The sequence below is a fragment of the Aliidiomarina taiwanensis genome, from assembly GCF_003987015.1.
Classification (GTDB): Bacteria; Pseudomonadota; Gammaproteobacteria; order Enterobacterales; family Alteromonadaceae; genus Aliidiomarina; species Aliidiomarina taiwanensis.
Map to the genome: position 1 here is coordinate 172,732 of NZ_PIPQ01000002.1, position 23,603 is coordinate 196,334.

General features: G+C 47.9%; 16 protein-coding genes. 12 read left to right on the top strand and 4 right to left on the bottom strand.

Going from position 1 to position 23,603, the window contains the following annotated elements; all coding sequences use genetic code 11:
• Positions 1-36: 36 nt before the first annotated feature.
• The 6 genes from rpoC to tuf all read left to right on the top strand — a co-directional run bounded on the left by rpoC (position 37) and on the right by tuf (position 9,497).
• The gene (gene rpoC, locus CWE15_RS05170; protein ID WP_126757015.1) at positions 37-4,281 is read left to right on the top strand and encodes a DNA-directed RNA polymerase subunit beta'; all 4,245 of its coding nucleotides are present in this window, start codon (positions 37-39) and stop codon (positions 4,279-4,281) included.
• A 151-nt stretch (positions 4,282-4,432) separates the two neighbouring features.
• On the top strand, positions 4,433-4,870 hold the full coding sequence (locus CWE15_RS05175; protein ID WP_126757016.1) for a hypothetical protein: 438 nt from the start codon (positions 4,433-4,435) through the stop codon (positions 4,868-4,870).
• A 296-nt stretch (positions 4,871-5,166) separates the two neighbouring features.
• Positions 5,167-5,541 carry a 30S ribosomal protein S12 gene (gene rpsL, locus CWE15_RS05180; protein WP_126757017.1) on the top strand — a complete coding sequence of 125 codons (375 nt, stop codon included), beginning with the start codon at positions 5,167-5,169 and terminating at the stop codon, positions 5,539-5,541.
• Between the two features lie 76 nt (positions 5,542-5,617).
• Positions 5,618-6,088 carry a 30S ribosomal protein S7 gene (gene rpsG / locus CWE15_RS05185; RefSeq protein ID WP_126757018.1) on the top strand — a complete coding sequence of 157 codons (471 nt, stop codon included), beginning with the start codon at positions 5,618-5,620 and terminating at the stop codon, positions 6,086-6,088.
• A 27-nt stretch (positions 6,089-6,115) separates the two neighbouring features.
• Positions 6,116-8,251, top strand: a complete 2,136-nt coding sequence (fusA, locus tag CWE15_RS05190) for an elongation factor G (protein ID WP_126757019.1) — start codon at positions 6,116-6,118, stop codon at positions 8,249-8,251.
• Positions 8,252-8,312: 61 nt separating this feature from the next.
• Entirely contained in the window at positions 8,313-9,497 is a 1,185-nt protein-coding gene (gene tuf / locus CWE15_RS05195; RefSeq protein ID WP_126757007.1) for an elongation factor Tu, read from the top strand.
• Between the two features lie 53 nt (positions 9,498-9,550).
• On the opposite strand, the gene upp is transcribed toward tuf, so the two are convergent.
• Positions 9,551-10,180 (bottom strand): uracil phosphoribosyltransferase, encoded by a 630-nt coding sequence (upp, locus tag CWE15_RS05200; RefSeq protein ID WP_126757020.1) that lies wholly within the window; start codon positions 10,178-10,180, stop codon positions 9,551-9,553.
• Between the two features lie 139 nt (positions 10,181-10,319).
• On the opposite strand from upp, the gene CWE15_RS05205 reads away from it, so the two are divergent.
• Together CWE15_RS05205 and CWE15_RS05210 are read left to right on the top strand one after the other, a co-directional pair.
• The gene (locus tag CWE15_RS05205; RefSeq protein WP_126757021.1) at positions 10,320-11,927 is read left to right on the top strand and encodes an AbgT family transporter; all 1,608 of its coding nucleotides are present in this window, start codon (positions 10,320-10,322) and stop codon (positions 11,925-11,927) included.
• A 62-nt stretch (positions 11,928-11,989) separates the two neighbouring features.
• Positions 11,990-12,796 (top strand): ABC transporter substrate-binding protein, encoded by an 807-nt coding sequence (locus tag CWE15_RS05210; protein ID WP_126757022.1) that lies wholly within the window; start codon positions 11,990-11,992, stop codon positions 12,794-12,796.
• Here CWE15_RS05210 and CWE15_RS05215 read toward each other — a convergent pair.
• Together CWE15_RS05215 and uvrA are read right to left on the bottom strand one after the other, a co-directional pair.
• Entirely contained in the window at positions 12,793-13,734 is a 942-nt protein-coding gene (locus CWE15_RS05215) for a glutaminase (protein ID WP_126757023.1), read from the bottom strand. The two genes, CWE15_RS05210 and CWE15_RS05215, sit on opposite strands and share 4 nt — an antisense overlap.
• Positions 13,734-16,568, bottom strand: coding sequence for an excinuclease ABC subunit UvrA (gene uvrA, locus CWE15_RS05220; RefSeq protein ID WP_126757024.1), 2,835 nt, complete (start codon positions 16,566-16,568; stop codon positions 13,734-13,736). Before uvrA ends, CWE15_RS05215 begins: the two co-directional genes overlap by 1 nt.
• Positions 16,569-16,720: 152 nt before the next feature.
• On the opposite strand from uvrA, the gene CWE15_RS05225 reads away from it, so the two are divergent.
• From CWE15_RS05225 to CWE15_RS05240, 4 genes are all read left to right on the top strand, one after another.
• Entirely contained in the window at positions 16,721-18,097 is a 1,377-nt protein-coding gene (locus CWE15_RS05225) for an MFS transporter (protein ID WP_126757025.1), read from the top strand.
• A 12-nt stretch (positions 18,098-18,109) separates the two neighbouring features.
• Positions 18,110-18,691: a single-stranded DNA-binding protein gene (locus tag CWE15_RS05230; RefSeq protein ID WP_126757026.1), complete on the top strand. Its 582-nt coding sequence runs from the start codon at positions 18,110-18,112 to the stop codon at positions 18,689-18,691.
• Positions 18,692-18,928: 237 nt separating this feature from the next.
• Positions 18,929-19,840 carry a type 2 periplasmic-binding domain-containing protein gene (locus CWE15_RS05235; protein WP_126757027.1) on the top strand — a complete coding sequence of 304 codons (912 nt, stop codon included), beginning with the start codon at positions 18,929-18,931 and terminating at the stop codon, positions 19,838-19,840.
• Positions 19,840-22,281 carry a putative bifunctional diguanylate cyclase/phosphodiesterase gene (locus CWE15_RS05240; protein WP_126757028.1) on the top strand — a complete coding sequence of 814 codons (2,442 nt, stop codon included), beginning with the start codon at positions 19,840-19,842 and terminating at the stop codon, positions 22,279-22,281. The genes CWE15_RS05235 and CWE15_RS05240 overlap by 1 nt, the downstream gene beginning before the upstream one ends.
• Here CWE15_RS05240 and CWE15_RS05245 read toward each other — a convergent pair whose 3' ends face one another.
• Positions 22,282-23,544, bottom strand: a complete 1,263-nt coding sequence (locus CWE15_RS05245) for an adenosine deaminase family protein (protein WP_126757029.1) — start codon at positions 23,542-23,544, stop codon at positions 22,282-22,284.
• Between the last annotated feature and the right edge of the window lie 59 nt (positions 23,545-23,603).

Genomic DNA, 23,603 nt, shown 5'->3' on the forward strand with positions numbered 1-23,603 from the left:
CCTCCGACTAGCTTTAACTCCGACAGGAGACGTAACGTGAAAGACTTATTAAAGTTCATGCAGCCAGCGAAAGAAGGCGATCAGTTTGACCGCATTCGTATTAGCTTGGCCTCGCCAGATCAAATTCGTAGTTGGTCATTCGGTGAAGTTAAAAAGCCGGAAACCATTAACTACCGTACGTTCAAACCTGAGCGTGACGGCCTTTTCTGTGCCCGTATTTTCGGCCCAGTAAAAGACTATGAGTGCTTATGCGGTAAGTATAAGCGCCTGAAGCACCGTGGTGTTATTTGTGAGAAGTGTGGCGTTGAAGTAACGCTAACTAAAGTGCGCCGTGAGCGTATGGCTCATATTGAGCTTGCCAGCCCGGTGGCTCACATTTGGTTCTTGAAGTCATTACCAAGCCGTATTGGTTTAATGCTTGATATGACTTTGCGCGACATTGAGCGCATCTTATACTTCGAATCGTATGTTGTAACCGATGCAGGTTTAACTTCGCTTGAAGTTGGCTCTATGCTAGGCGAAGAAGAGTACCTAGATGCCCTTGAAGAGCACGGTGATGAGTTCGAAGCCAAGATGGGTGCGGAAGCGATTTTGCACTTACTTGAGCAAGTGAACTTAGAAAGCGAAATTCGCATGCTACGCGAAGAGTTACCTGAAACAAATTCAGAAACAAAGCGTAAGAAAATTACCAAGCGGTTGAAGTTACTTGAGTCGTTCCATCAGTCAGGTAATAAGCCTGAGTGGATGATATTAAAAGTATTACCAGTATTACCGCCAGAACTACGCCCATTAGTACCTCTTGATGGTGGTCGTTTTGCTACATCAGACTTAAACGACTTATACCGTCGTGTAATTAACCGTAATAACCGACTGAAGCGCCTATTAGACCTAGCGGCACCAGACATTATTGTGCGTAACGAAAAGCGTATGCTGCAAGAAGCAGTAGACGCACTTCTGGATAACGGCCGTCGCGGTCGTGCGATTACTGGGTCTAACCGTCGTCCATTGAAATCTTTGGCCGACATGATCAAAGGTAAGCAGGGTCGTTTCCGTCAAAACCTTCTAGGTAAGCGTGTCGACTACTCTGGTCGTTCTGTTATCGTAGTTGGTCCTACGTTACGTTTACACCAGTGTGGTTTACCGAAGAAAATGGCGCTTGAGCTATTCAAACCATTCATTTACGGCAAGCTTGAAAACCGTGGTTTAGCGACCACTATTAAAGCTGCTAAGAAAATGGTTGAGCGTGAATTACCAGAAGTTTGGGACATTCTTGACGAAGTTATTACCGAACACCCTGTGCTATTAAACCGTGCACCTACGCTGCACCGTTTAGGTATCCAGGCGTTCGAGCCAGTGCTAGTTGAAGGTAAAGCGATTCAACTTCACCCACTCGTATGTGCGGCGTATAACGCTGACTTCGACGGTGACCAAATGGCGGTACACGTACCATTAACGCTTGAAGCGCAAATGGAAGCGCGTGCGTTAATGATGTCGACCAACAACATTCTTTCACCAGCCAGTGGTGAGCCTATTATTGTTCCTTCACAAGACGTTGTTCTAGGTATTTACTACCTGACACGTGACAAAGTGAACGGTAAAGGCGAAGGCATGGTGTTTAAGAACGAGAAAGAAGCCGAGCGCGCATACCGTGGTGGCCACGTTGAGCTGCACAGCCGGGTTAAAATTCGTATTGAAAACTCGTACTTAGACACCGACGGTGAAATGGTTCGTGAAACTAAAATTTACGACACCACACCAGGCCGTGCCATTTTCTCGTTGATTCTGCCGGAAGGTTTGTCTTTCGACTTAATCAACCAAGATATGGGTAAAAAGCAAATTTCTAAGCTATTAAACCGCTGTTACCGTGACTGTGGTTTGAAGGCAACGGTTATTTTTGCTGACCAATTAATGTACATGGGCTTTAACTACGCCATGATTTCTGGTTCTTCTGTCGGTATTAACGACATGGAAATTCCAGAAGCTAAAGCTGAAATTATTGCTGACGCCGAAGCGCAAGTTGCTGAAATTCAAGAGCAGTTTGAGCAGGGCTTAGTAACAGCAGGTGAGAAATACAACAAGGTTATCGATATTTGGTCAACGGCGAACGAGCACGTTTCCAAAGCCATGATGGATAACTTGTCTGTTGAAACAGTTGTAGACGCGGACGGTAATGAAGTAGAGCAAAAAGCATTTAACTCTGTCTTCATGATGGCCGACTCGGGAGCGCGTGGTTCTGCTGCTCAGATTCGTCAGCTTGCCGGTATGCGTGGTCTGATGGCTAAGCCAGATGGCTCCATCATTGAAACGCCAATCGAAGCGAACTTCCGTGAAGGTCTAGACGTACTCCAGTACTTTATTTCGACCCACGGTGCGCGTAAAGGTTTGGCGGATACCGCACTGAAAACAGCGAACTCAGGTTACCTAACACGTCGTCTAGTGGACGTGGCACAAGACTTGGTGATTAGCCAGTCTGACTGTGGTACCCACGACGGTCTTTACATTAAGCCACTGATTGAAGGTGGTGACGTTGTAGAGCCGCTACGCGAGCGTGTCCTTGGTCGTGTGGTATGTGACGACGTACTTATGCCAGGCACCAGTGACGTGTTGATTCCGCGTAACACCATGCTTGACGAGAAACTGTGTGACTTAGTTGAAGAGCACTCAGTAGACGAAATTAAAGTACGCTCTGTTATTACCTGTGAGTCAACTCACGGTGTATGTTCACACTGTTACGGTCGTGACCTAGCCCGTGGTCACTTGGTGAACCCAGGTGAAGCAGTGGGTGTTATTGCCGCTCAGTCAATTGGTGAGCCAGGAACACAGCTTACCATGCGTACGTTCCACATTGGTGGTGCGGCGTCACGAGCGTCTGCTGATAACAGCATTCAAGTGAAAAACGCAGGTACATTGAAGCTTCACAATGCCAAGTTTGTTGTGAACTCAGACGGTCGTCCGGTTATTACCTCTCGTTCTGCTGAGCTAACGCTGATTGACCAGTTTGGTGCTGAGCGCGAACGCTATAAGCTTCCGTACGGTGCTGTTCTTCAGAAGAGTGACGAAGCGAAGGTTGAAGCAGGCGAATTTGTTGCTAATTGGGACCCGCATACACACCCAATCATTACCGAAGTAAAAGGTAAGATTAAGTTCGTTGATATGATCGACGGCGTGACCATGCGTACCCAAACCGATGAATTAACAGGTTTAACCAGCGTAGTTGTACTCGACACAGGTGAGCGTACCAGTGCCGGTAAAGACATGCGTCCAGCAGTAAAACTTGTTGACGAAAACGGCGAAGACGTACTTATTGTAGGCACAGATATGCCAGCTCAGTACTTCTTACCAGGTGGTGCTATTGTTTCATCAGCCGACGGCTCCGATGTAAACGTAGGTGACCCACTGGCACGTATTCCACAAGAAGGCTCGAAAACTCGAGACATTACGGGTGGTCTACCACGCGTTGCTGACCTCTTTGAAGCACGTAAGCCAAAAGAGCCAGCTATTCTTGCTGAAATTACGGGTACCGTTTCCTTCGGTCGTGAAACTAAAGGTAAGCGCCGCTTAATTATTACTCCAGCGGAAGGCAGCGCAGATGCGTTATCTCTGAACGGTGCAGAGCACTACGAAGAGATGATTCACAAGTGGCGTCAGCTGAACGTGTTCGAAGGTGAGCAAGTAACCAAAGGTGACGTTATTGCCGATGGTCCAGAAGCACCGCACGATATTCTACGTTTACGTGGTGTGTCTGCAGTTGCTAACTACATCACCAACGAAGTACAAGAAGTTTACCGCTTACAAGGTGTGAAGATTAACGATAAGCATATTGAAGTTATCGTTCGTCAGATGTTACGCAAGGTTATTATTTCTAAGCCGGGTGACAGTAACTTCCTTGAAGGTGAAATGGTTGAGTACTCGCATGTTGTTGACGTGAACCGTGAACTGGAAGCACAGCGTAAAATGGGTGCAACCTTTGAACGTCAGTTACTTGGTATTACCAAAGCGTCCTTGTCTACTGAGTCGTTTATTTCTGCGGCATCGTTCCAAGAGACCACACGCGTACTTACTGAGTCTGCCGTACAAGGTAAAGAAGACCCACTACGTGGCCTGAAAGAAAACGTCATTGTTGGTCGTTTAATCCCGGCAGGTACAGGTTACGCGTACCACCAAGAGCGTCAGCGTAAGCGTCGTGCAAGCATGGGAACTCAGTCTTCAGTAACTGCAGCAGAAGCATCGCAGCAACTATCAGAAGCCTTGAGTGAAAATGATAAAACTGACGAAGAGTAATCTTGTATAGTGCAGTTTAAAAGGGCCCTAAAGGGCCCTTTTTTTATGCCAGATGTATCGCATTGACAATGGAAATCTCGCTCCATACAATGATGAGTGTTAGTGTTTTTATGTGTTTTTTGTTAACATGTTGATTGTTTGGAGATACATAATGATTAAAAAATCGTTTTTGGTTGGCTTCATCGCTTTTGGTTTGGTACATGCGAGTCAAGCATTGGCAGATAAACTGGTAGTGAATACGCCAAGTTGCCAGGTAAGTTGCTCTGAGTCGGTTAAGCTAAAAAACAACTATGTAATTGTTGTGCGAGACGAACAAGGGAGTATTTTTCACATTGAACAATTAGACCTTGCCAGTACTGTGCGTCATGTAGGAACGGTAGACCCGGAAGCCAAGATAGCTAGGGTAATGGTGAGTAGCAGTCCTGATGGTAGTTACACGAACAGTAGCACAGAACGCTATGAAACCCCCACCGAAATTATTGAAGTAACGACCCACTTTTATTTTAATGCTGCGGGTGAACTTATTGATGTTCAGGTCACCGAGGTTCGTTTCAAAAAAGAGCGGGACGATACTCAAATAGAAAAATAAACACGCAATGTGAAGTTCTTCGCTTTTGTTAAGAAAACCCCAGTGATTACTGGGGTTTTCTGTTTTAGGGGAGTTTTGTCGAGCATAAGCCTTGTATAAACGCTATAATACGGATAGCGGTTGACAGTCCATTTAATGACCTATAAAATTCGGCCTCCCCAGATTGGGGAATTAACTTGTTTTTTGGTCCTGATTTAGCGACTGAGACCATAAAATAACGGAAGCTGCACCCACTAGCAGAGGCTAGGTGGTGCGGTCTTTTGTTCGCAAATGTAAATGCTATATGTGGAGAAACCATGGCAACAGTAAACCAGTTAGTGCGCAAAGGACGCAAAAAGCCGGTCGAGAAAAGCAGCGTACCGGCCTTGCAAGCTTGCCCACAAAGACGTGGTGTTTGTACTCGTGTGTACACCACTACACCTAAGAAACCAAACTCAGCACTTCGTAAAGTTTGTCGTGTACGTTTAACGAACGGCTTCGAAGTAAGTTCATACATTGGTGGTGAAGGGCACAACCTACAAGAGCACAGTGTTGTTCTTATTCGTGGTGGTCGTGTTAAAGACTTACCAGGTGTGCGTTACCACACAGTTCGCGGCGCACTTGACTGTGCAGGCGTTAACGATCGTAGAAAAGGCCGTTCTAAGTACGGCGCAAAACGGCCCAAGTCTTAACGGTTCTCCGTTCTAGTAAGGCCAAACTAAATTAGTCATGTTTTGGGTAAAACCCTGAAGATATCGGAGAAATATAATGCCTAGAAGACGCGTCATAGGTCAACGTAAGATACTGCCAGATCCTAAGTTCGGATCAGATTTATTGGCGAAATTCATTAACGTTGTCATGGTTGATGGTAAGAAATCAGTCGCTGAAAACATTGTTTACGATGCATTAGACATCGTAGCTGAAAAAGCAGGAAAAGATCATCTTGCTGTATTTGAAGATGCTCTAGAAAACATCCGCCCGTCGGTTGAGGTTAAGTCTCGCCGTGTTGGTGGTTCTACATACCAAGTACCAGTAGAAGTACGCCCAGTTCGTCGTAATACCCTAGGTATGCGTTGGATGGTTGATGCAGCCCGTACTCGTGGTGAAAAATCAATGGCACAACGCCTTGCAGGTGAAATGCTTGACGCATCACAGAACAAAGGTTCTGCAGTACGTAAACGTGAAGACGTTCACCGTATGGCTGATGCAAACAAAGCGTTTGCTCACTACCGCTGGTAATCACGCTCAACAAAAGAGGAATCTATTGTGGCAAGAAAAACTTCGATTGAGCGCTACCGTAATATCGGTATTTGTGCTCACGTAGACGCAGGTAAAACAACCACTACTGAGCGTATACTATTCTATACTGGCCGTAGCCATAAGCTCGGTGAAACGCACGATGGTGGCGCAACAACAGACTGGATGGCGCAGGAGCAAGAGCGTGGTATTACTATCACATCGGCTGCTGTAACCAGCTTCTGGAGCGGGATGAACCAACAGTTCCCAGAGCACCGCATTAACATCATCGACACGCCAGGACACGTTGACTTTACTGTAGAAGTAGAGCGTTCACTACGTGTACTAGACGCTGCCGTTGTTGTTCTTTGTGCTTCTTCTGGTGTTCAGCCGCAAACTGAAACAGTTTGGCGTCAGGCTGACAAGTATGAAGTTCCACGTATGGTGTTCGTCAACAAGATGGACCGTATGGGTGCTGACTACTTAAACGTTGTTGACCAAATTAAAACACGTTTAGCTTCTACCCCAGTTGCATTACAAATTCCAATTGGCTCAGAAGAAAACTTCACCGGTGTAGTAGACCTTGTTCGTATGAAGGCTATTAACTGGAACGAAGCAGACATGGGTATGACCTTCACGCTTGAAGACATTCCTGCAGAGCTAGCTGATGAAGCTGAAGAAATGCGTGCTGAACTTGTTGAAGCAGCAGCTGAAGCTAACGAAGATCTGATGAATAAGTACCTTGAAGAAGGTGAGCTTTCAGAAGAAGAAATTAAAGAAGGTTTACGCATTCGCACGCTAGCGAACGAAATCGTTCCTGTTATGTGTGGTTCTGCGTTCAAAAACAAAGGTGTTCAGGCAGTGCTTGACGCAGTTGTTGAATACTTACCTTCACCGACTGAAGTTAAAGACATCCGTGGTGTTACACCAGAAGGTGATGAAATTAACTGTAAGTCGGCGGACGATGAGCCATTTGCTTCACTTGCGTTTAAAATCGCAACAGACCCGTTTGTTGGTACATTGACGTTCTTCCGTGTTTACTCAGGTGTAGTAAACGCTGGTGACTCAGTATACAACTCGGTGAAACAGAAGCGTGAGCGTTTCGGACGTATCGTACAAATGCACGCGAACGACCGTGAAGAACTGAAAGAAGTTCGTGCGGGTGACATTGCTGCAGCTATCGGTCTGAAAGATGTAACGACAGGTGACACCTTATGTTCTAACGACCGTGTGGTTGTTCTTGAGCGTATGGAATTCCCTGAGCCGGTTATCTCTGTAGCGGTTGAGCCAAAAACTAAGGCTGACCAAGAGAAAATGGGTATTGCACTAGGTAAACTAGCTGCTGAAGACCCGTCGTTCCGTGTGAAGACTGATGAAGAATCAGGCCAGACGATCATCTCAGGTATGGGTGAGCTTCACCTTGACGTACTTGTAGATCGTATGAAGCGTGAGTTCAACGTAGAGTGTAACGTAGGTAAACCTCAGGTTGCTTACCGTGAAACAATACGTGACACCGTGGAAGTGGAAGGTAAGTTCGTACGTCAATCAGGTGGTCGTGGTCAGTACGGTCACGTTTGGTTACGTATGGAACCACTAGGCTTAGACCAAGGCGATAGCGCTGAAGGTGAAGAAGAAGAAACTTACCAGTTCGTGAACGAAATCGTTGGTGGTGTTGTACCGAAAGAGTACATTCCAGCCGTTGATAAAGGGTGTCAGGAACAAATGCAGAACGGTGTTCTTGCAGGGTTCCCAGTGCTTGGCGTTAAAGTAACGCTGTATGACGGTTCATATCACGATGTTGACTCGAACGAAATGGCATTTAAAATCGCCGGTAGCATGGGCTTCAAGAAGGGTGCGCTGCAAGCGAACCCAGCACTTCTAGAGCCAATCATGCAGGTTGAAGTAGTCACACCGGAAGACTTCATGGGTGACGTAGTTGGTGACTTAAACCGACGTCGCGGTATGATCGAAGGTATGGTTGACGCACCAGGTGGTTTGAAAGCTGTTAATGCACTTGTTCCATTAGCCGAAATGTTTGGCTATGCAACAGACTTGCGTTCACAAACGCAAGGTCGCGCATCATACGCAATGGAATTCTTGAAGTACCAAGAAGCTCCAAACAACGTTGCAGAAGCAATTATTGCTGCTCGTAACACCCAAGATTAGTTAAGGTCTGGTCCCGGTCCTTAGAGACCGGGCTTTAAACTTTTAGTAAGGAAATATAGTCATGGCAAAAGCAAAATTTGAACGTTCTAAGCCGCACGTAAACGTTGGTACTATCGGCCACGTTGACCACGGTAAAACTACTCTAACTGCGGCAATCGCAACCGTATTGGCAAAAACCTACGGTGGTGCTGCTCAAGACTACGCAGCAATCGACAATGCTCCTGAAGAGCGTGAGCGTGGTATTACTATTTCAACGTCACACGTTGAATACGACACACCAACGCGTCACTACGCACACGTTGACTGCCCAGGACACGCTGACTACGTTAAGAACATGATCACCGGTGCTGCGCAAATGGACGGTGCTATTCTAGTAGTAGCTTCTACCGATGGTCCTATGCCACAAACTCGTGAGCACATCCTACTTTCACGTCAGGTAGGTGTACCTTACATCGTAGTATTCATGAACAAGTGCGACATGGTAGACGACGAAGAGCTACTAGAGCTTGTAGAAATGGAAGTTCGTGAACTTCTTTCTGAGTACGAATTCCCAGGTGACGACTTACCAGTTATCCAAGGTTCAGCTCTTAAAGCGCTAGAAGGCGAAGAGCAGTGGGAAGCGAAGATTATTGAGCTAGCTGAAGCACTAGACAGCTACATTCCAGAGCCTACGCGTGACATTGACAAGCCGTTCTTGCTACCAATTGAAGACGTATTCTCTATTTCAGGCCGTGGTACAGTAGTAACAGGTCGTGTAGAGCGCGGTATTGTAAACTCAGGTGACGAAGTTGAGATTGTTGGTTTGAAAGAAACCACCAAGACAACCGTTACGGGTGTTGAAATGTTCCGTAAGATGCTAGACGAAGGTCGTGCGGGTGAGAACATCGGTGCACTACTACGTGGTACCAAGCGTGAAGAAATTCAGCGTGGTCAAGTACTAGCGAAGCCTGGTTCAATCAACCCACACTCGAAGTTCGAAGCTGAAGTATACGTACTAAGCAAAGAAGAAGGTGGTCGTCACACGCCATTCTTTAAAGGCTACCGTCCACAGTTCTACTTCCGTACAACGGACGTAACTGGTTCAGTAGAATTACCAGAAGGCGTAGAAATGGTTATGCCTGGTGACAACATCAAGTTCGTTGTTGAACTAATTGCCCCAATCGCGATGGACGAAGGTTTACGCTTCGCTATCCGTGAAGGTGGCCGTACAGTAGGTGCGGGTGTTGTTTCTAAGATTGTTCAATAATAATCTTTAAACGATTTAAAAAGGCGCCTGAGGGCGCCTTTTTTGTTTGTTGATTAACGGGTGCCGAAGATCTTGTCGCCAGCGTCACCAAGGCCTGGAATGATATATCCGTTCTTGTTGAGGTGGGAGTCGAGGGCGGCGGTATAAATGTTTACGTCCGGGTGCTTTTCTTCTACATTGGCAACGCCTTCTGGGGCCGCCACTAGCACTAACACTTTAATATTGGTGCAGCCTCGTGCTTTTAGCATGTCGAGGGTTGCATTCATGGTGCCGCCTGTAGCCAGCATGGGGTCGATGACTAAGGCTAATCGTTCGTCAATACTGCCTGCAAACTTCTCGAAATACGCCACGGGCTCTAAGCTTTCTTCATCGCGATAGAGGCCCACAACACTTACTCTGGCACCTGGTATTAATGCGAGTACGCCGTCGAGCATGCCTAAGCCAGCACGGAGTATGGGCACGACAGTAATTTTTTTACCTTTAATGCTTTGCACTTGCAGAGTATTGTTGCTCCAACTCTTAATTTCACGCGGCTCTAAACGAATGTTTTTGGTGGCCTCATAAGTAAGTAGGTTGCCAACTTCATTGGCTAGTTCACGAAAGCTTTTGGTGCTGATATTTGCTTCCCGCATGAGGCCTACTTTGTGTTGAATGAGCGGGTGATTAATAATGTGCAGTGCCATTGAGAGTCTCCGTTTGTCTTAGTTCTTAGGCTCATTATAGCGCTGTGCTACCATGAGTCACCTGTTTAATATAGAATGTCCCGCTTACTAATAAACTTCCAGCGCGTCTGAATGCGTCAAGCCCATAGAGGAGAATGGCATGTCTGCAGAAAATCAGCAGAAAAATGAACACTTGGGACCTGAAAACCAACAGCGCGGTTGGTTTACTCGCTTTCTTGATACCGTCGAATGGCTCGGTAACTTATTACCACATCCAGTTACTTTGTTTGCCATGTTTGCGGGTATTGTCATACTAGCAAGTGGGATTGCGGGCTACTTTAATGTCAGCGTGCTGGACCCGCGTCCAGGTTCTGAAGGGCAAGAAATATTCGTGAATAGCCTCATGAGTGGCGACGGCTTGCGTTGGATGGTGTCGAGCCTGGTGAAGAACTTTACAGGCTTTCCGCCCTTAGGTGTTGTACTTGTCGCTATCCTAGGGGTAGGTATTGCAGAACGAAGTGGCCTATTAGAAGCCATGATGCGCGGTATGGTGATGAATGCCTCGCCACGCATGGTCACTGTTACCGTGGTATTTGCCGGTGTTGTTTCAAACACGGCTTCAGAGCTTGGTTATGTTGTGCTTATTCCGTTAGCGGCACTCATTTTCCACTCGCTCGGCAGACACCCGCTAGCGGGCCTTGCTGCAGCATTTGCCGGGGTTTCAGCTGGTTACAGTGCCAACCTATTTATTGGCACGGTTGACCCGCTGCTAGCTGGGTTTACCACTATCGCTGCTCAAATTATTGACCCTGAATATAACGTGGGCCCAGAAATGAACTGGTACTTCATGTTTGTTAGTACCTTTTTAATTGCAGTGCTGGGTGCTTTTGTTACGGAAAAAATTGTTGAGCCTAAGCTTGGCAAATACAACCCAGACGACATGGACCCCCATGCAGACATTGAACACGACGTAAGCATGGACAAACTCACTCCGTTAGAGCGTAAAGGGTTAGTTTTTGCTGGTTTGTCGTTCGTGGCATTACTGGGCATTTTGGCCTTAACCGTTGTGCCTGAATGGGGCGTGCTGCGTAACCAAGAGACCGGTGGTGTTGCAGGCTCTCCGTTCTTAAACGGTATAGTGGTTTTCATTTTTATCACCTTTGGTATTCCAGGCTTTGTATACGGCTTTGTCACCAAAACAATGCGTAACGACCGTGACGTGATTGACGCCATGGCGGCCAGCATGAGCTCGATGGGGCTTTATATTGTGTTGGTATTCTTTGCCGCACAGTTTGTGGCTTTCTTTGCCTGGACCAACTTCGGTACGATTATGGCGGTGAATGGCGCTAACTTCTTGCAGGCCATTAACTTAACGGGCCCTGCGGTGTTTGTGCTGTTTATTTTAATGTGTGCCTTTGTGAACTTGATGCTTGGCTCGGCCTCGGCACAATGGGCCGTGACAGCACCTATTTTTGTGCCTATGCTGATGTTAGTAGGGTATGCACCTGAGCTAATTCAAGCTGCGTACCGAATTGGTGACTCTGTTACCAACATTATAACCCCCATGATGAGCTATTTTGGGTTAATCTTGGCGGTGGCCGCGCGTTACCAGAAGAACTTAGGTATAGGCACATTAATTTCCATTATGCTACCTTATAGTTTAATTTTCTTGGTCGGTTGGGTTGCACTGTTTTATGTGTTTGTATTTGTATTAGGCTTGCCGGTTGGTCCGGGTGCTGCAACCTATTACAGCCTGCCTGTGCAATAAGGTTTCGGCTACTTTGCCCTCTAAAACATAACGCCATGGTTTAGAGGGTTTTGGGAGTTCGTTTGACGTATATAGCCACATTGTTTTTAGTTATTATGACAGCTCTGCTGCCGCGACTTAGTTCGGCAGCAGAGCCTGTTTATGTGGCCGCTTACGACTTCCGTCCTTACTTTTCCTCTCGCTTATCGACGCATGTGACCGGTGAGCTGCTTAAGGCCTTTAACGCCCGCCAAACCACCTACCAATTTATTTTGCGTGAAGTACGCCCTAAAGACAGGTTCCGAGAGCTACAGTCAGGTGGCTGTTGCGACCTTTTGCTGTTTGAGTCGAAAAGTTGGGGTTGGGCCAACGCAGAGGACTATCTGTGGGGTGAAAGACTTACGTACGGTGATAACCGCTATTACACGCTGAAAGAGTCTTTAGAGAAGGGCGAAACAAGTTTCGAACCGTTGCAAGCGGCATGCATGGGCGGTGTATTTGGCTACCATTATAAGTATACGGAAATGAAAACAGCCGCCGACACCTTAGAAACGCAATTTAATTTTTACACAGCCATGAGCTCAGACACTCTACTGAATATGTTGCTAGGGAAGCGAATCGATATGATAATTTTAGGCAGCGAGTATGTGAGTTGGCAGCGTAAAATTAACCGGCCGGGTATGGAGTTAGTAACCGCTTCAGACTTTATTGACCACAGTTATGTGACACAAGTGGTATTCAACCCCGATGCAATGAAACAAGCAGAAGTTATAAATGCACTTATACGGGATATGAAAGCAAACGGTGAGCTTGCGGCGATACTCGAACAGTTTGGTTTAGGGCAAAGTATCGAGCCGAACATGCCCAGTGTAACAAGCGGCATGAACTAACTATAAACCGACAGCCCTAGCTCTTCCGCCAAAGTGCGCACCATGAACATACCTCGGTGGCTATTGCCATAAGGATTCAAACGTGGACTCCACGCACAAATAACACCATAGTCTGGTACCACGGCCACTAAGCCACCACCGACACCGCCTTTCGCAGGTAAACCCACGCTAAAAGCGAACTCGCCCGACTGATCGTACATGCCACTGGTAGACATCATGGCGTTTATTCTATGGGTTGAACGGGGGTCGCAGACAACCTCATCAGTGCCAGGTTGAACCCCTCGGTTTGCCAAAAAACCAAGTGCGCGGGCTAAGTCCACACAGCTCATATCAAGAGAGCATTGGTAAAAGTAATGGTCGAGCACATGCTCGACGCTGGCTTTGATATTACCAAAGCTTTTCATGAGATAGGCAAGAGCAGCGTTGCGGGCACCATGCTCGCGCTCCGAGTCCCATACTTGTTCGTTGACTTGAATGCTTTCGTTCTGCGCTAAGCTTTGCACAAACTGCGTAAAGGCGGTTCGGCTTGCCGAATAGCGACACACCAAGGTGTCGGCAACCACAATAGCCCCCGCATTAATAAAGGGGTTGCGGGGAATACCATGCTCCCATTCAAGCTGCATAATAGAATTGAAGGCTTGGCCGGAAGGCTCCATGCGGACCCGTTCCCACAAGCTGTCGCCCATTCGTTCCATCGCCAAAGTAAGGCCAAACACTTTGGAGATACTTTGAATTGAAAAGGGGACATGGGCGTCGCCTGCAGTATGCACTTGGCCGTCTAACTCCACGACGGCCAGCCCTAAGTAGTTTGGATCTACTTTAGCCAGTGCCGGAATGTAGTCTGCCACGGCGCCTTCATTGGGCAGTGCGCGGGCTTGGGCGACCACGTCTTTGAGTAGTTCGCCCGTATGCTTGGGAGGTAAAGGTATGCCTTCCATTACCTTGCCTTAGCCAACAGTGGTTTTAAAAAGCGGGCCGTGTACGAGCCAGGGTGCTCGCTGACGTGCTCTGGACTGCCTTCCACCAGTATTTCACCGCCACCGCTGCCACCTTCAGGGCCGAGATCGATAATCCAGTCGGCGGTTTTAATCACGTCCAAGTTGTGCTCAATAATAACGATGGTGTTGCCATGGTCCCGCAGTCTGTGCAGTACGGCTAGCAGCTGTTGTATGTCATGGAAGTGCAGCCCTGTGGTGGGCTCGTCCAGAATGTACAGGGTTTTGCCCGTGTCCCGCTTGGACAGCTCACGTGCAAGTTTCACCCGCTGGGCTTCACCACCCGATAAGGTGGTGGCCGACTGACCTAAGCGAATGTAAGAAAGCCCAACGTCCATCAGGGTTTGTAGCTTGCGGGCAATGGCCGGCACGGCGTCAAAAAATTCACGAGCGTCTTCCACAGTTAAGTCGAGCACTTCGTCGATGGTTTTGTTCTTGTAGAGAATCTCTAAGGTTTCGCGGTTATAACGTTTGCCTTTACACACATCACAAGGCACATACACATCTGGTAAGAAGTGCATTTCAACTTTTATTAAACCGTCGCCTTGGCAAGGCTCACAGCGCCCACCTTTCACGTTAAAGCTGAATCGGCCGGGCTTATATCCCCGTGCACGCGCTTCAGGTACACCAGAAAACAATTCCCGAATGGGAGTGAAAATACCTGTGTAGGTGGCCGGGTTGGAACGCGGCGTGCGCCCAATGGGGCTTTGGTCAATGTCTACCACTTTGTCGAGGTGCTCTAGCCCGCGAATGGCTGTATAGGGCGCTACGTTGTCGTGGGTGGCTTTGTTCAGTTCCTTTTGTGCCAGAGGCCACAAGGTGTTGTTAATTAATGTGGACTTACCCGAGCCGGAAACGCCGGTCACACAGGTCATTAAGCCTGTAGGAATGCGCAAATTAACATGCTTGAGGTTGTTGCCTGAAGCGCCATCAATTTCCACCCAGTTCTCACCTGGCGCGTGGCGTTTTGGGGGCACCGCAATTTCTTTTTTACCGGACAGGTAGTCACCCGTGAGCGAGCCTGGCGTAGCAATAATGTCGTCCATGGTACCTTCTGCAACCACTTGGCCACCATGCACACCTGCGCCTGGACCTATGTCGATTACGTGGTCGGCTGAACGAATGGCGTCTTCGTCGTGTTCAACCACAAGCACAGTATTACCTAAATCGCGCAAGTGGGTGAGGGTGCTTAGGAGGCGCTCGTTGTCCCGTTGGTGCAGGCCAATAGAGGGCTCGTCTAACACGTACATCACGCCCACTAAGCCAGCTCCGATTTGGCTGGCTAAGCGAATACGCTGGGCTTCACCGCCCGACAAGGTGTCGGCACTGCGGTTTAAGGTCAGGTAGTTTAAGCCGACGTTCACTAAGAACTGCAGCCGGTCGTTAATTTCTTTCAGAATTTTTTCAGCAATTTGCGCCCGCTGACCTTCTAAGGACAAACCTTGGAAGAAAGCCAGTGCATCGCCAATCGACAGTTCCACCACTTCGGGCAGTGTGGTGTCGGCCACAAACACATTACGTGGTTCCTGACGTAAGCGAGTACCCACACAACTACGGCACGACTTAGTAGCTAAGTACTTGGCCAGCTCGTCGCGCACCGCAGTGGAGTCTGTTTCGTGGTAGCGGCGTTGCATGTTGGGCAAAATACCTTCAAAGGTATGCTTGCGGGTCACCGTATCGCCCCGGTCGTTCACATAGGAAAAGGTCACTTCTTCAGTGCCACTGCCTTGCAGCACCACCTGCTGTATGTGTTCGTCGAGCTCTGCAAATGGCGTATTTAAGTCGAAGTTGTAGTGTTTCGACAAAGACAACAGCATTTGGTAGTAGTAAAAGTTACGCTTGTCCCAGCCTCGAATAGCGCCGCCGGAAAGGCTTAACTCTGTGTTGCTCACTACCTTTGCTGCGTCGAAGTACTGTTCAACACCTAAGCCGTCACAGGTTTGGCAAGCACCCGCCGGGTTGTTAAAGGAAAACATTCGCGGCTCAAGCTCTTGCATGCTAAAGCCACACTGAGGGCAGGCAAAATTCGCAGAAAAAAGCAGCGGCTCTAAGTCGCTGTCTTCGTCCATAGGTGCCACCATGGCGGTGCCTTCACTAAGCTCTAAGGCGGTTTCAAAAGACTCGGCTAAGCGCTGTTGAATGTCGGGGCGTACTTTTAAGCGGTCTACCACCACTTCAATGTTGTGTTTTTTATGCAGTTCTAGTTTAGGTGGGTCGCTTAAGTCGCAGACATTGCCGTCGATACGCGCCCGTAAAAAGCCTTGGGCAGCCAAGTTTTCTAGGGTTTTCTGGTGCTCACCCTTACGACCAGAAACAACCGGTGCAAGCAGCATAATGCGACTACCTTCAGGCAGCGCCAGTACCTGGTCAACCATTTGGCTAATGGTTTGGGCAGCCAGTGTAATATGATGAGTTGGGCAGCGTGGTTCCCCCACCCGAGCAAACATCAAACGCAGGTAGTCGTATATTTCAGTAATAGTACCCACCGTTGAACGGGGGTTATGGGAGGTGGACTTTTGTTCAATAGAAATAGCAGGGGAAAGCCCGTCGATGCTGTCTACATCAGGCTTTTCCATTAAGCTTAGGAACTGCCGAGCGTAAGCAGAAAGAGACTCTACATAGCGGCGTTGCCCTTCTGCGTATAAGGTGTCGAAGGCAAGCGACGACTTGCCCGAGCCAGAAAGGCCGGTAATAACCACCAGTTTATCGCGCGGGATTTCAAGATTAACGTTTTTTAAGTTATGAGTGCGTGCACCCCGAATATCTATTGTCTTCATGCTGTCCTTCATTAACACTGGCGCCGAATGTGATCGCCTATTATCGCATAAAAAGTTAGCAACCACGATGCCTAGCTGTTGCTTACTGTAACCGGCTTTTTCTGATAGCATAGCTGCCTTTCAATGGTACGTTTTTGGCCTTTATAGAGCTTATGCAGTCATCAAAATTAAACCCTACTGAGAAAAAAGCAGCCGTGTCTTTGGCTGCCATATTTAGCTTACGTATGCTTGGCCTGTTTTTGATCATGCCGGTATTGGCTATTTATGGGCAAAGCTATCCAGACTACACGCCCCTGCTGGTGGGTATTGCTATTGGTGCCTACGGACTAACCCAGGCCATGCTACAAATACCCATGGGCATAGCCTCCGACCGTTGGGGCCGTAAGCCCATTATTTTAGGTGGCTTAGCCATTTTTGCTTTAGGTAGCGTGGTTGCCGCGCTGGCAGACACTTTAGCCTGGGTCATTGTGGGGCGTGTTTTACAAGGCGCAGGCGCCATTGCTGGAGCCATTTTAGCCTTAGCTGCCGACAGCGCGCGAGAAGAGCAGCGACCGAAGGTAATGGCCAGCATAGGTATGGGGATTGCCCTTAGCTTTGTGGTGGCCCTCATTGTGGCCCCGTTACTTGGCGCTGTGGTGGGTGTTTCAGGGTTGTTCTGGCTAACCGCAGCACTGACCTTAGCGTCGATGGTTGCGTTTGTTACCGTGCTTCCTGTGCCACAGCAGCGGGTACCTTCCCGCGATATTTTGCCCGTACCCAAAGAATTAAAGCGCTTATTTAAAAACAGCCAATTACAGCGGCTGAATTCGGGCGTGTTGGTGCTGCACCTGGTATTGACGGCCTTGTTTGTTACGCTACCAAGTCAGTTGGTTGAGGTAGGCCTGGCTGCAAAAAATCATAGCTGGTTGTATTTGCCAACCCTACTGCTTTCGTTTGCCGTTATGGTGCCCATGATGTTAAGGGCTATACGTCACGACAAAGTGATTGGTGGTTTACGCACCGCTACTTTAATGATTGTCAGCGCGCTGGTGGTTATTGCGGTATTTTCTCAGCATTTAGCTAGTTTTGTGCTGGCCGTTTGGCTGTTTTTTATTGGCTTTAATTACTTGGAAGCAAACTTACCCGCGCTACTGAGTCAGCACGCCCCCGCTGGTAATAAAGGCTCAGCCAGTGGTATTTACACCACGTTTCAGTTTTTCGGCGCCTTTTTAGGAGGTGTGTTAGGCGGCACTATTGCTCAGTTTTGGGGCGCACATGCCGTTATGATTTTTTGCATTGTACTGCTACTATGTTGGTTAGCTTTTACGGTGGGCATGCAAAAAGTTTCTAGTGGTACACGGGTTACTTTACAGCTAGGCTCCTTGAGCGTGGCTGCAGCGGGCGAACTAGCCACTGCACTGAGCCAACAGCCAGGCGTCGATGAGGCTGTAGTCATTGCAGAAGAGCAAACGGCGTATTTGAAAGTGAATAAGCAAAGCTATAAGGCCGATGAGATTTCAGCGCTTATTGCAACGTATGAAAAGAAATAACAGGAGAACAGAATGTCGCGCGGAATAAACAAAGTTATTTTAATTGGCAACCTTGGGGCAGACCCCGAGATGCGCTATACCCAAAACAGTACAGCTATCGCCAATTTAAGCATAGCGACAAGTGAGTCATGGAAAGACAGACAAACCGGTGAGCAGCGAGAGCAAACCGAATGGCACCGTGTGGTGTGCTACCGCCGCTTAGCTGAAATTTGCGGTGAGTACTTAAAAAAGGGGTCGAAAGTATATATTGAAGGCAAATTGCAAACTCGTAAGTGGCAGGGGCAAGACGGCCAAGACCGCTACACCACAGAGATTGTTGCAAACGAAATGCAAATGCTAGACGGCCGCAGCGGTGGCGGTAACTTTGGTGGTCAGCAGGGTGGCTCAAGTAACTATGGCGGCGGCCAGCAAGGTGGGCAACAGGGCGGCTACGGTGGCGGCCAGCAGCAAGGCCAGCAAGGTGGTTATGGCCAAGCAGCAGCCCCTCAACAGGGTGGTTATGGTCAACCGGCAGCGCCACAGCAGCCAGCACCACAGCCAGCGCCAACCCCGACACCGCCACAAAGCGACTTCGACGACGACATTCCTTTTTAGCCCTGATAAACATACACTCAGATGTTTATTTAACAGCCCTCACCCTTACCGGTGGGGGCTTTTGCATTTAGAAAGGCTGACGCAAGGAAATATGACCTGCATCAAAGAAAATGCGAAAAATGTTACGTATGTTCCCAGAGAGGTATTGCATGTGCTAAATTAATTATACTTGAGGTTAACGAACAGTGAGGTTTAATGCGGTATTTACTAGCATTATGTGCCGTTGTCGGTGTGAGTATGATTGTAATTATTATAGCGTGCACACCGCGGCAAGAACCGCTGAATATAGCTGTAAATCCATATTTAGGATTTCAGCCCTTTTTTGTTGCTTCCACGGCACTTCAGTGTCCAGACTGCCCAGAAAGTAGTGATTACATAGGAGGCAGATCTTTCTCGATTAATTTAGTGACTTCTATGAATGTGGTGAACAACCTGTTTTATGCTGGAGAGCTAGATGCATCCTTTATGTCCTTAGAAGAAGCGCTTGAGCTATATGCCCATACCCAAGGGGGCGTGTGTATTGCGAAGGTACTTGGTCCCGCCACAGGGACACGCGCCATTATGATGCGTGCGGGCGAGCAGAAACAGCCTGCTTTTTTGGGTTATGAACAGTCCCCTTTTAATGCCTTTTTATTGGCAGAAGCTGTACCCGCCTTGAATTGGCAACCTGGTCAAACACACTTTCACTTTATTAGTTTAACCAAACACCCGCAGGCGCTACTTTCCGGTGAGGTAGACGCAGTGCTGGCTATTGAGCCCTATTTGTCGCAGTTGAAGTCTAATGGTGCAGTTGTGGTTTTTGATGATAAGTCCCTCAGCACTGAAACATACGATGTGTTTGTGGTTACCAAGTCAGCTTATGAAGTACATGAAGAGCTTATAAATTGGCTTGCTACAGACTACTGGGACAGTGGTGTAAAGGCATTGAATTCAGGTGGTGCTGACGTTGTGAAAGCAGTTGAAGCCAACGCCGGAGTGGCGGAATTAGACTTGGCTTCAGCGGTACAAAGTGTCCCTTATTTGACCCTACAGCAACCCAGCGTCCCTTATCCGGAGTTAAGTGACTTAATTGCAGAGGCGCTACCTCGTATTACACAGGCTCAGCCAGCCTTGACTTTAGGTGCATGTAAAGATGTGGTGAAACGATAATGCAAGGCTGCCGCTTTAATTCGAAAAGCTTACTCAACCAAATTGTGGCCATTGTACTGCTTCTGGGTAGTGCCACCATTATGATGTCAGCCTTGTACTTAACTCACGAACAAGTTGAAAGCTCCCATGAACATATAAAACGCGAACTGCAAACCTTAATGGGGTTAACCCAAGGAGCAATGAATCGGTCGTTTCGCTATCAGAAGATTCCTGCTGTTGAAGAGATTATTTCTGAGCTAAAAGCGCATCGCCGTGTTAAGGAAGCCGCATTATTTACTCAGGCAGGGGAGCAAAGGGTCAATGTACTGGGTGAAGCGCAAGTGAAGTCGCTGACTTCCATGTTCCCACAGAGCAGCGAGGAGGTATTCTTAGCGAGTATTCAGCAGCAAAATTTAAAAATACAACATGTCACCAAAACCGACAGTTACTTGGCTTATATTCCTATTAAAACAGTGCCCGACGCCCTCGCTGAGCCGGAATATCAGGTGTTTGTTGTGGAGTATATGCTACCAATAACGTGGGCGGATGCTTTCGTATATAAGCTTCCGCTTATCGGGGGGTGGGCGTTTATTCTGTTACTCATCCTAACGATATCAATAGCGTACCTAAACCATCGTGTGGTGCAGCCAGCACAAGCGTTGGTGCGAAATATAACCAGAGCGGTGCACCATCAACTAGACCAATTAGAAAGCGTACGAGGCGCCTCTGAGTTGACGGAAATCAACCAGGCCTTGAATAGTATGCTGGCTGAACGCAATGCCAACGAAGAGCGGCTCATAAAACTTTCGACAGCCATTGAGCAAAGCAGTGAAGGCGTGGTGATAACCGACCACCAAGCCCGCATTGAATATGTGAACCAGTCGATGGTGAACAATACTGGCTATAGCCGCGAACAACTGATTGGCAGCGACCCAAAAATATTGAGCTCTGGCAAAACCCCACGCAGTACCTTTACAGCCTTATGGGCACGATTAAATGAAGGGAAAAGCTGGACCGGTGAGTTGTATAATAAGCGAGCCGATGGCAGTGAGTTTGTGGAGCTACAAACCATTACACCTTTGAAAAACAGTGCGGGTGAGGTGACCCACTTTGTTGGGGTGCGCCAAGACATTACCGAGCAAAAAGCTATACAAGAGCGGCTGCACTTTTTAGCGTATAACGACAGTTTAACGCATTTACCTAACCGCACCAGCACCATGGAGAGACTGCAAAGGTATATTGATGGAGCGCACGCAAGGGGAGCCTATGGGGCGGTATTATTAATTAACATTGACCGCTTTAAGGTCATAAACGACGCCCGCGGCTTTCAATTTGGCAATGAAGTTATTACTAAATTAAGCATGCGTCTGCGCAAATTAAAGTCGTCCGGTATTCGGCTTTCGCATTTTGGGGCTGACACATTCTGCTTCATTATGAAGCCAGAGCGTATGGAAAAGCAGGATATGCGCGCGAAAGCGCTGGTCTTGGCAGAAGATGTTTTAAATTTGTGTAGCAAACCTATATGCATAGAAGAGCAAGACGTGTCTATTACCGTAAGTATTGGTATTCGGTTGCTTGACAGTACAGAAACGCCAGAAGGATTACTGCGCTCTGCTGAAACGGCACTGCATACGGCGAAAGACCTAGGCGGTAATCAAATTTTTAATTATCGCCACGAAGACGGTCGGCGGGCGGAGTATATTTTCCTGATAGAGCATGAGCTGCGCGAAGCGTTACGAGAGGAACAGCTTGAGTGCTATTTACAGGCTCAGGTAGATGAAACAGGTGCCTTAGCAGGAGCGGAAACCCTGGTGCGCTGGCATCATCCTGTACGCGGTTTAGTTTCGCCGGGGGACTTTATTCCTGTGGCAGAACGTTCCGACTTGATTAAGCAGCTCGACATGTGGGTCTTGGAAAGGTCTCTTGAATTCCTTTCTGGTTGGCAGCAACAGCAACGAGATTTGACCATTGCGGTGAATATCAGCCCACGCACGTTACGGAGTAAACATTTTGTGACTGAGGTGCTTACTGCTATTGAGCGAGCAGGAGCAAACTCCTGTGGCTTGGTATTGGAGATTACCGAAGGGCTCGTGGTGGAAGACTTAAGCGGTAGTATTGAAAAAATGAAAGCGCTGCAAACTCACGGCGTCCAGTTCTCCATTGACGACTTTGGCACCGGGTATTCGTCGTTAACTTACATTCGAGAACTACCTGCACAAGAGCTAAAAATAGACCAAAGCTTCATTCGTGGAGTGCCGGAAAGTAAAGCTGATATTGCCATGATAGAAAGCATTTTAACGGTGGCGAAGAATTTGCGTATACGAGTGCTAGCGGAAGGTATTGAAACAGCAGAGCAGGCGGAGTTTTGTAAGCAGCGGAATATGTGGGGGCAAGGGTATTACTATGATAAGCCAAAGCCTCACGCCGACTGGTGTGAAGCTTGGCTGTCTCACGAGGGCTAATTAAATAAAACCGTATTTACGCGCTATGGTGTCGAAGTACTCAAGGGAGTGCTTGGCATAGGCGCGTTTTTTTATGTAGGTGTCGGGGAAAAAGTTCTTTTTAAATCCGTAGGCCACCATGTCCTTCAAGCGCTTAAGTGGAATAGGGAAGTTGTCCAAAGCCAATTTATATTCGTCGCTCAAGGTGGTGCTGGAAACGAGGCGGTTGTCGGTGCAAATAACCGTGGCAATGCGGTTTTCCAACATAAAGCGGAAGTTGTGGTTTGTAATGTCGCCAATGCTGGGGTTGGTTTGCAGGTTACTGGTTAAGCATACTTCAATAGCAATGCGGCGGTCGGCAATAAAGGACGCTAAATGCTTACTGTAGGCTTTTTTGTCGGTAATGCTGGGGTCTTCTATTAACTCGGGTGAAAACAAAGAATAGCCATGGCCCAAGCGGTCGGCATAACAACGAGTTAAAGCTTCAAAAATACTTTCTGCGCCATAGGCTTCACCGGCATGCACTGTTTTTAACAGGAAGTTTTGGTGTGCATATTCATACACTTCTTTAAAGCGGTGGGCTGGATAACCATTTTCTTGGCCGGCAATGTCTAAACCCACAATAGGCAAGCCTTCTTCGTCGCGCATACGCACGCTGGCGCGGATCATTTCCATGGCGGCCGCTTTAATCACAGAGATTTCGTCGTGGTCTCGCATTAAAGAAAAAAGTTGGGTGTAGTAAGGCGAAAAGCCTTTTTTGCCAAACATGCGCATAGCACAGTTGATAATGCCGTATTCAAAGGGCGGTTTTAAACCAGGGGCTAGGCCTACGTCGTTGCGGCTGTTGTATTCGTCTTTGGCGCGCTGCAAGCCGTTATTCACTGCTTTCATTACCTCGTCAAAGCCAATGCCGTTGGCAGGGTCCATAAGCAGTTGCGGAGCAAAGCGCACTTCAATGTAGTTCACACCTTCTGCTAGGTTGTCTACAGCCAGCTCGTAAGCCGCCCGTTCCATATTTTCGATATCGCGCAGCACGGCACAGGTGTATTGAAAGCCTGCTAGGTACTCGCCTAAGTTGTCGTAACTGGGCTTAAATACTTTTTCTTTTAAGCCTTCTACGGTGTCGGCCGGCAAAGAAATGTTTACCTTCTTCGCCATCTCGATGAGGCTGCTCATACGCAGGCTACCGTCGAGGTGAAGATGTAAGTCTGCCTTTGGCATTTCTCGAATAAAATCAAGAGAGTATGTTGTTGGTTCGGCGGCAGATGAAGACGAATAAGGCATGCGTAACTCCTGTTAATGAACTGAACGCGACAAGCGTGTTGCAGTATATCGCAAAATAA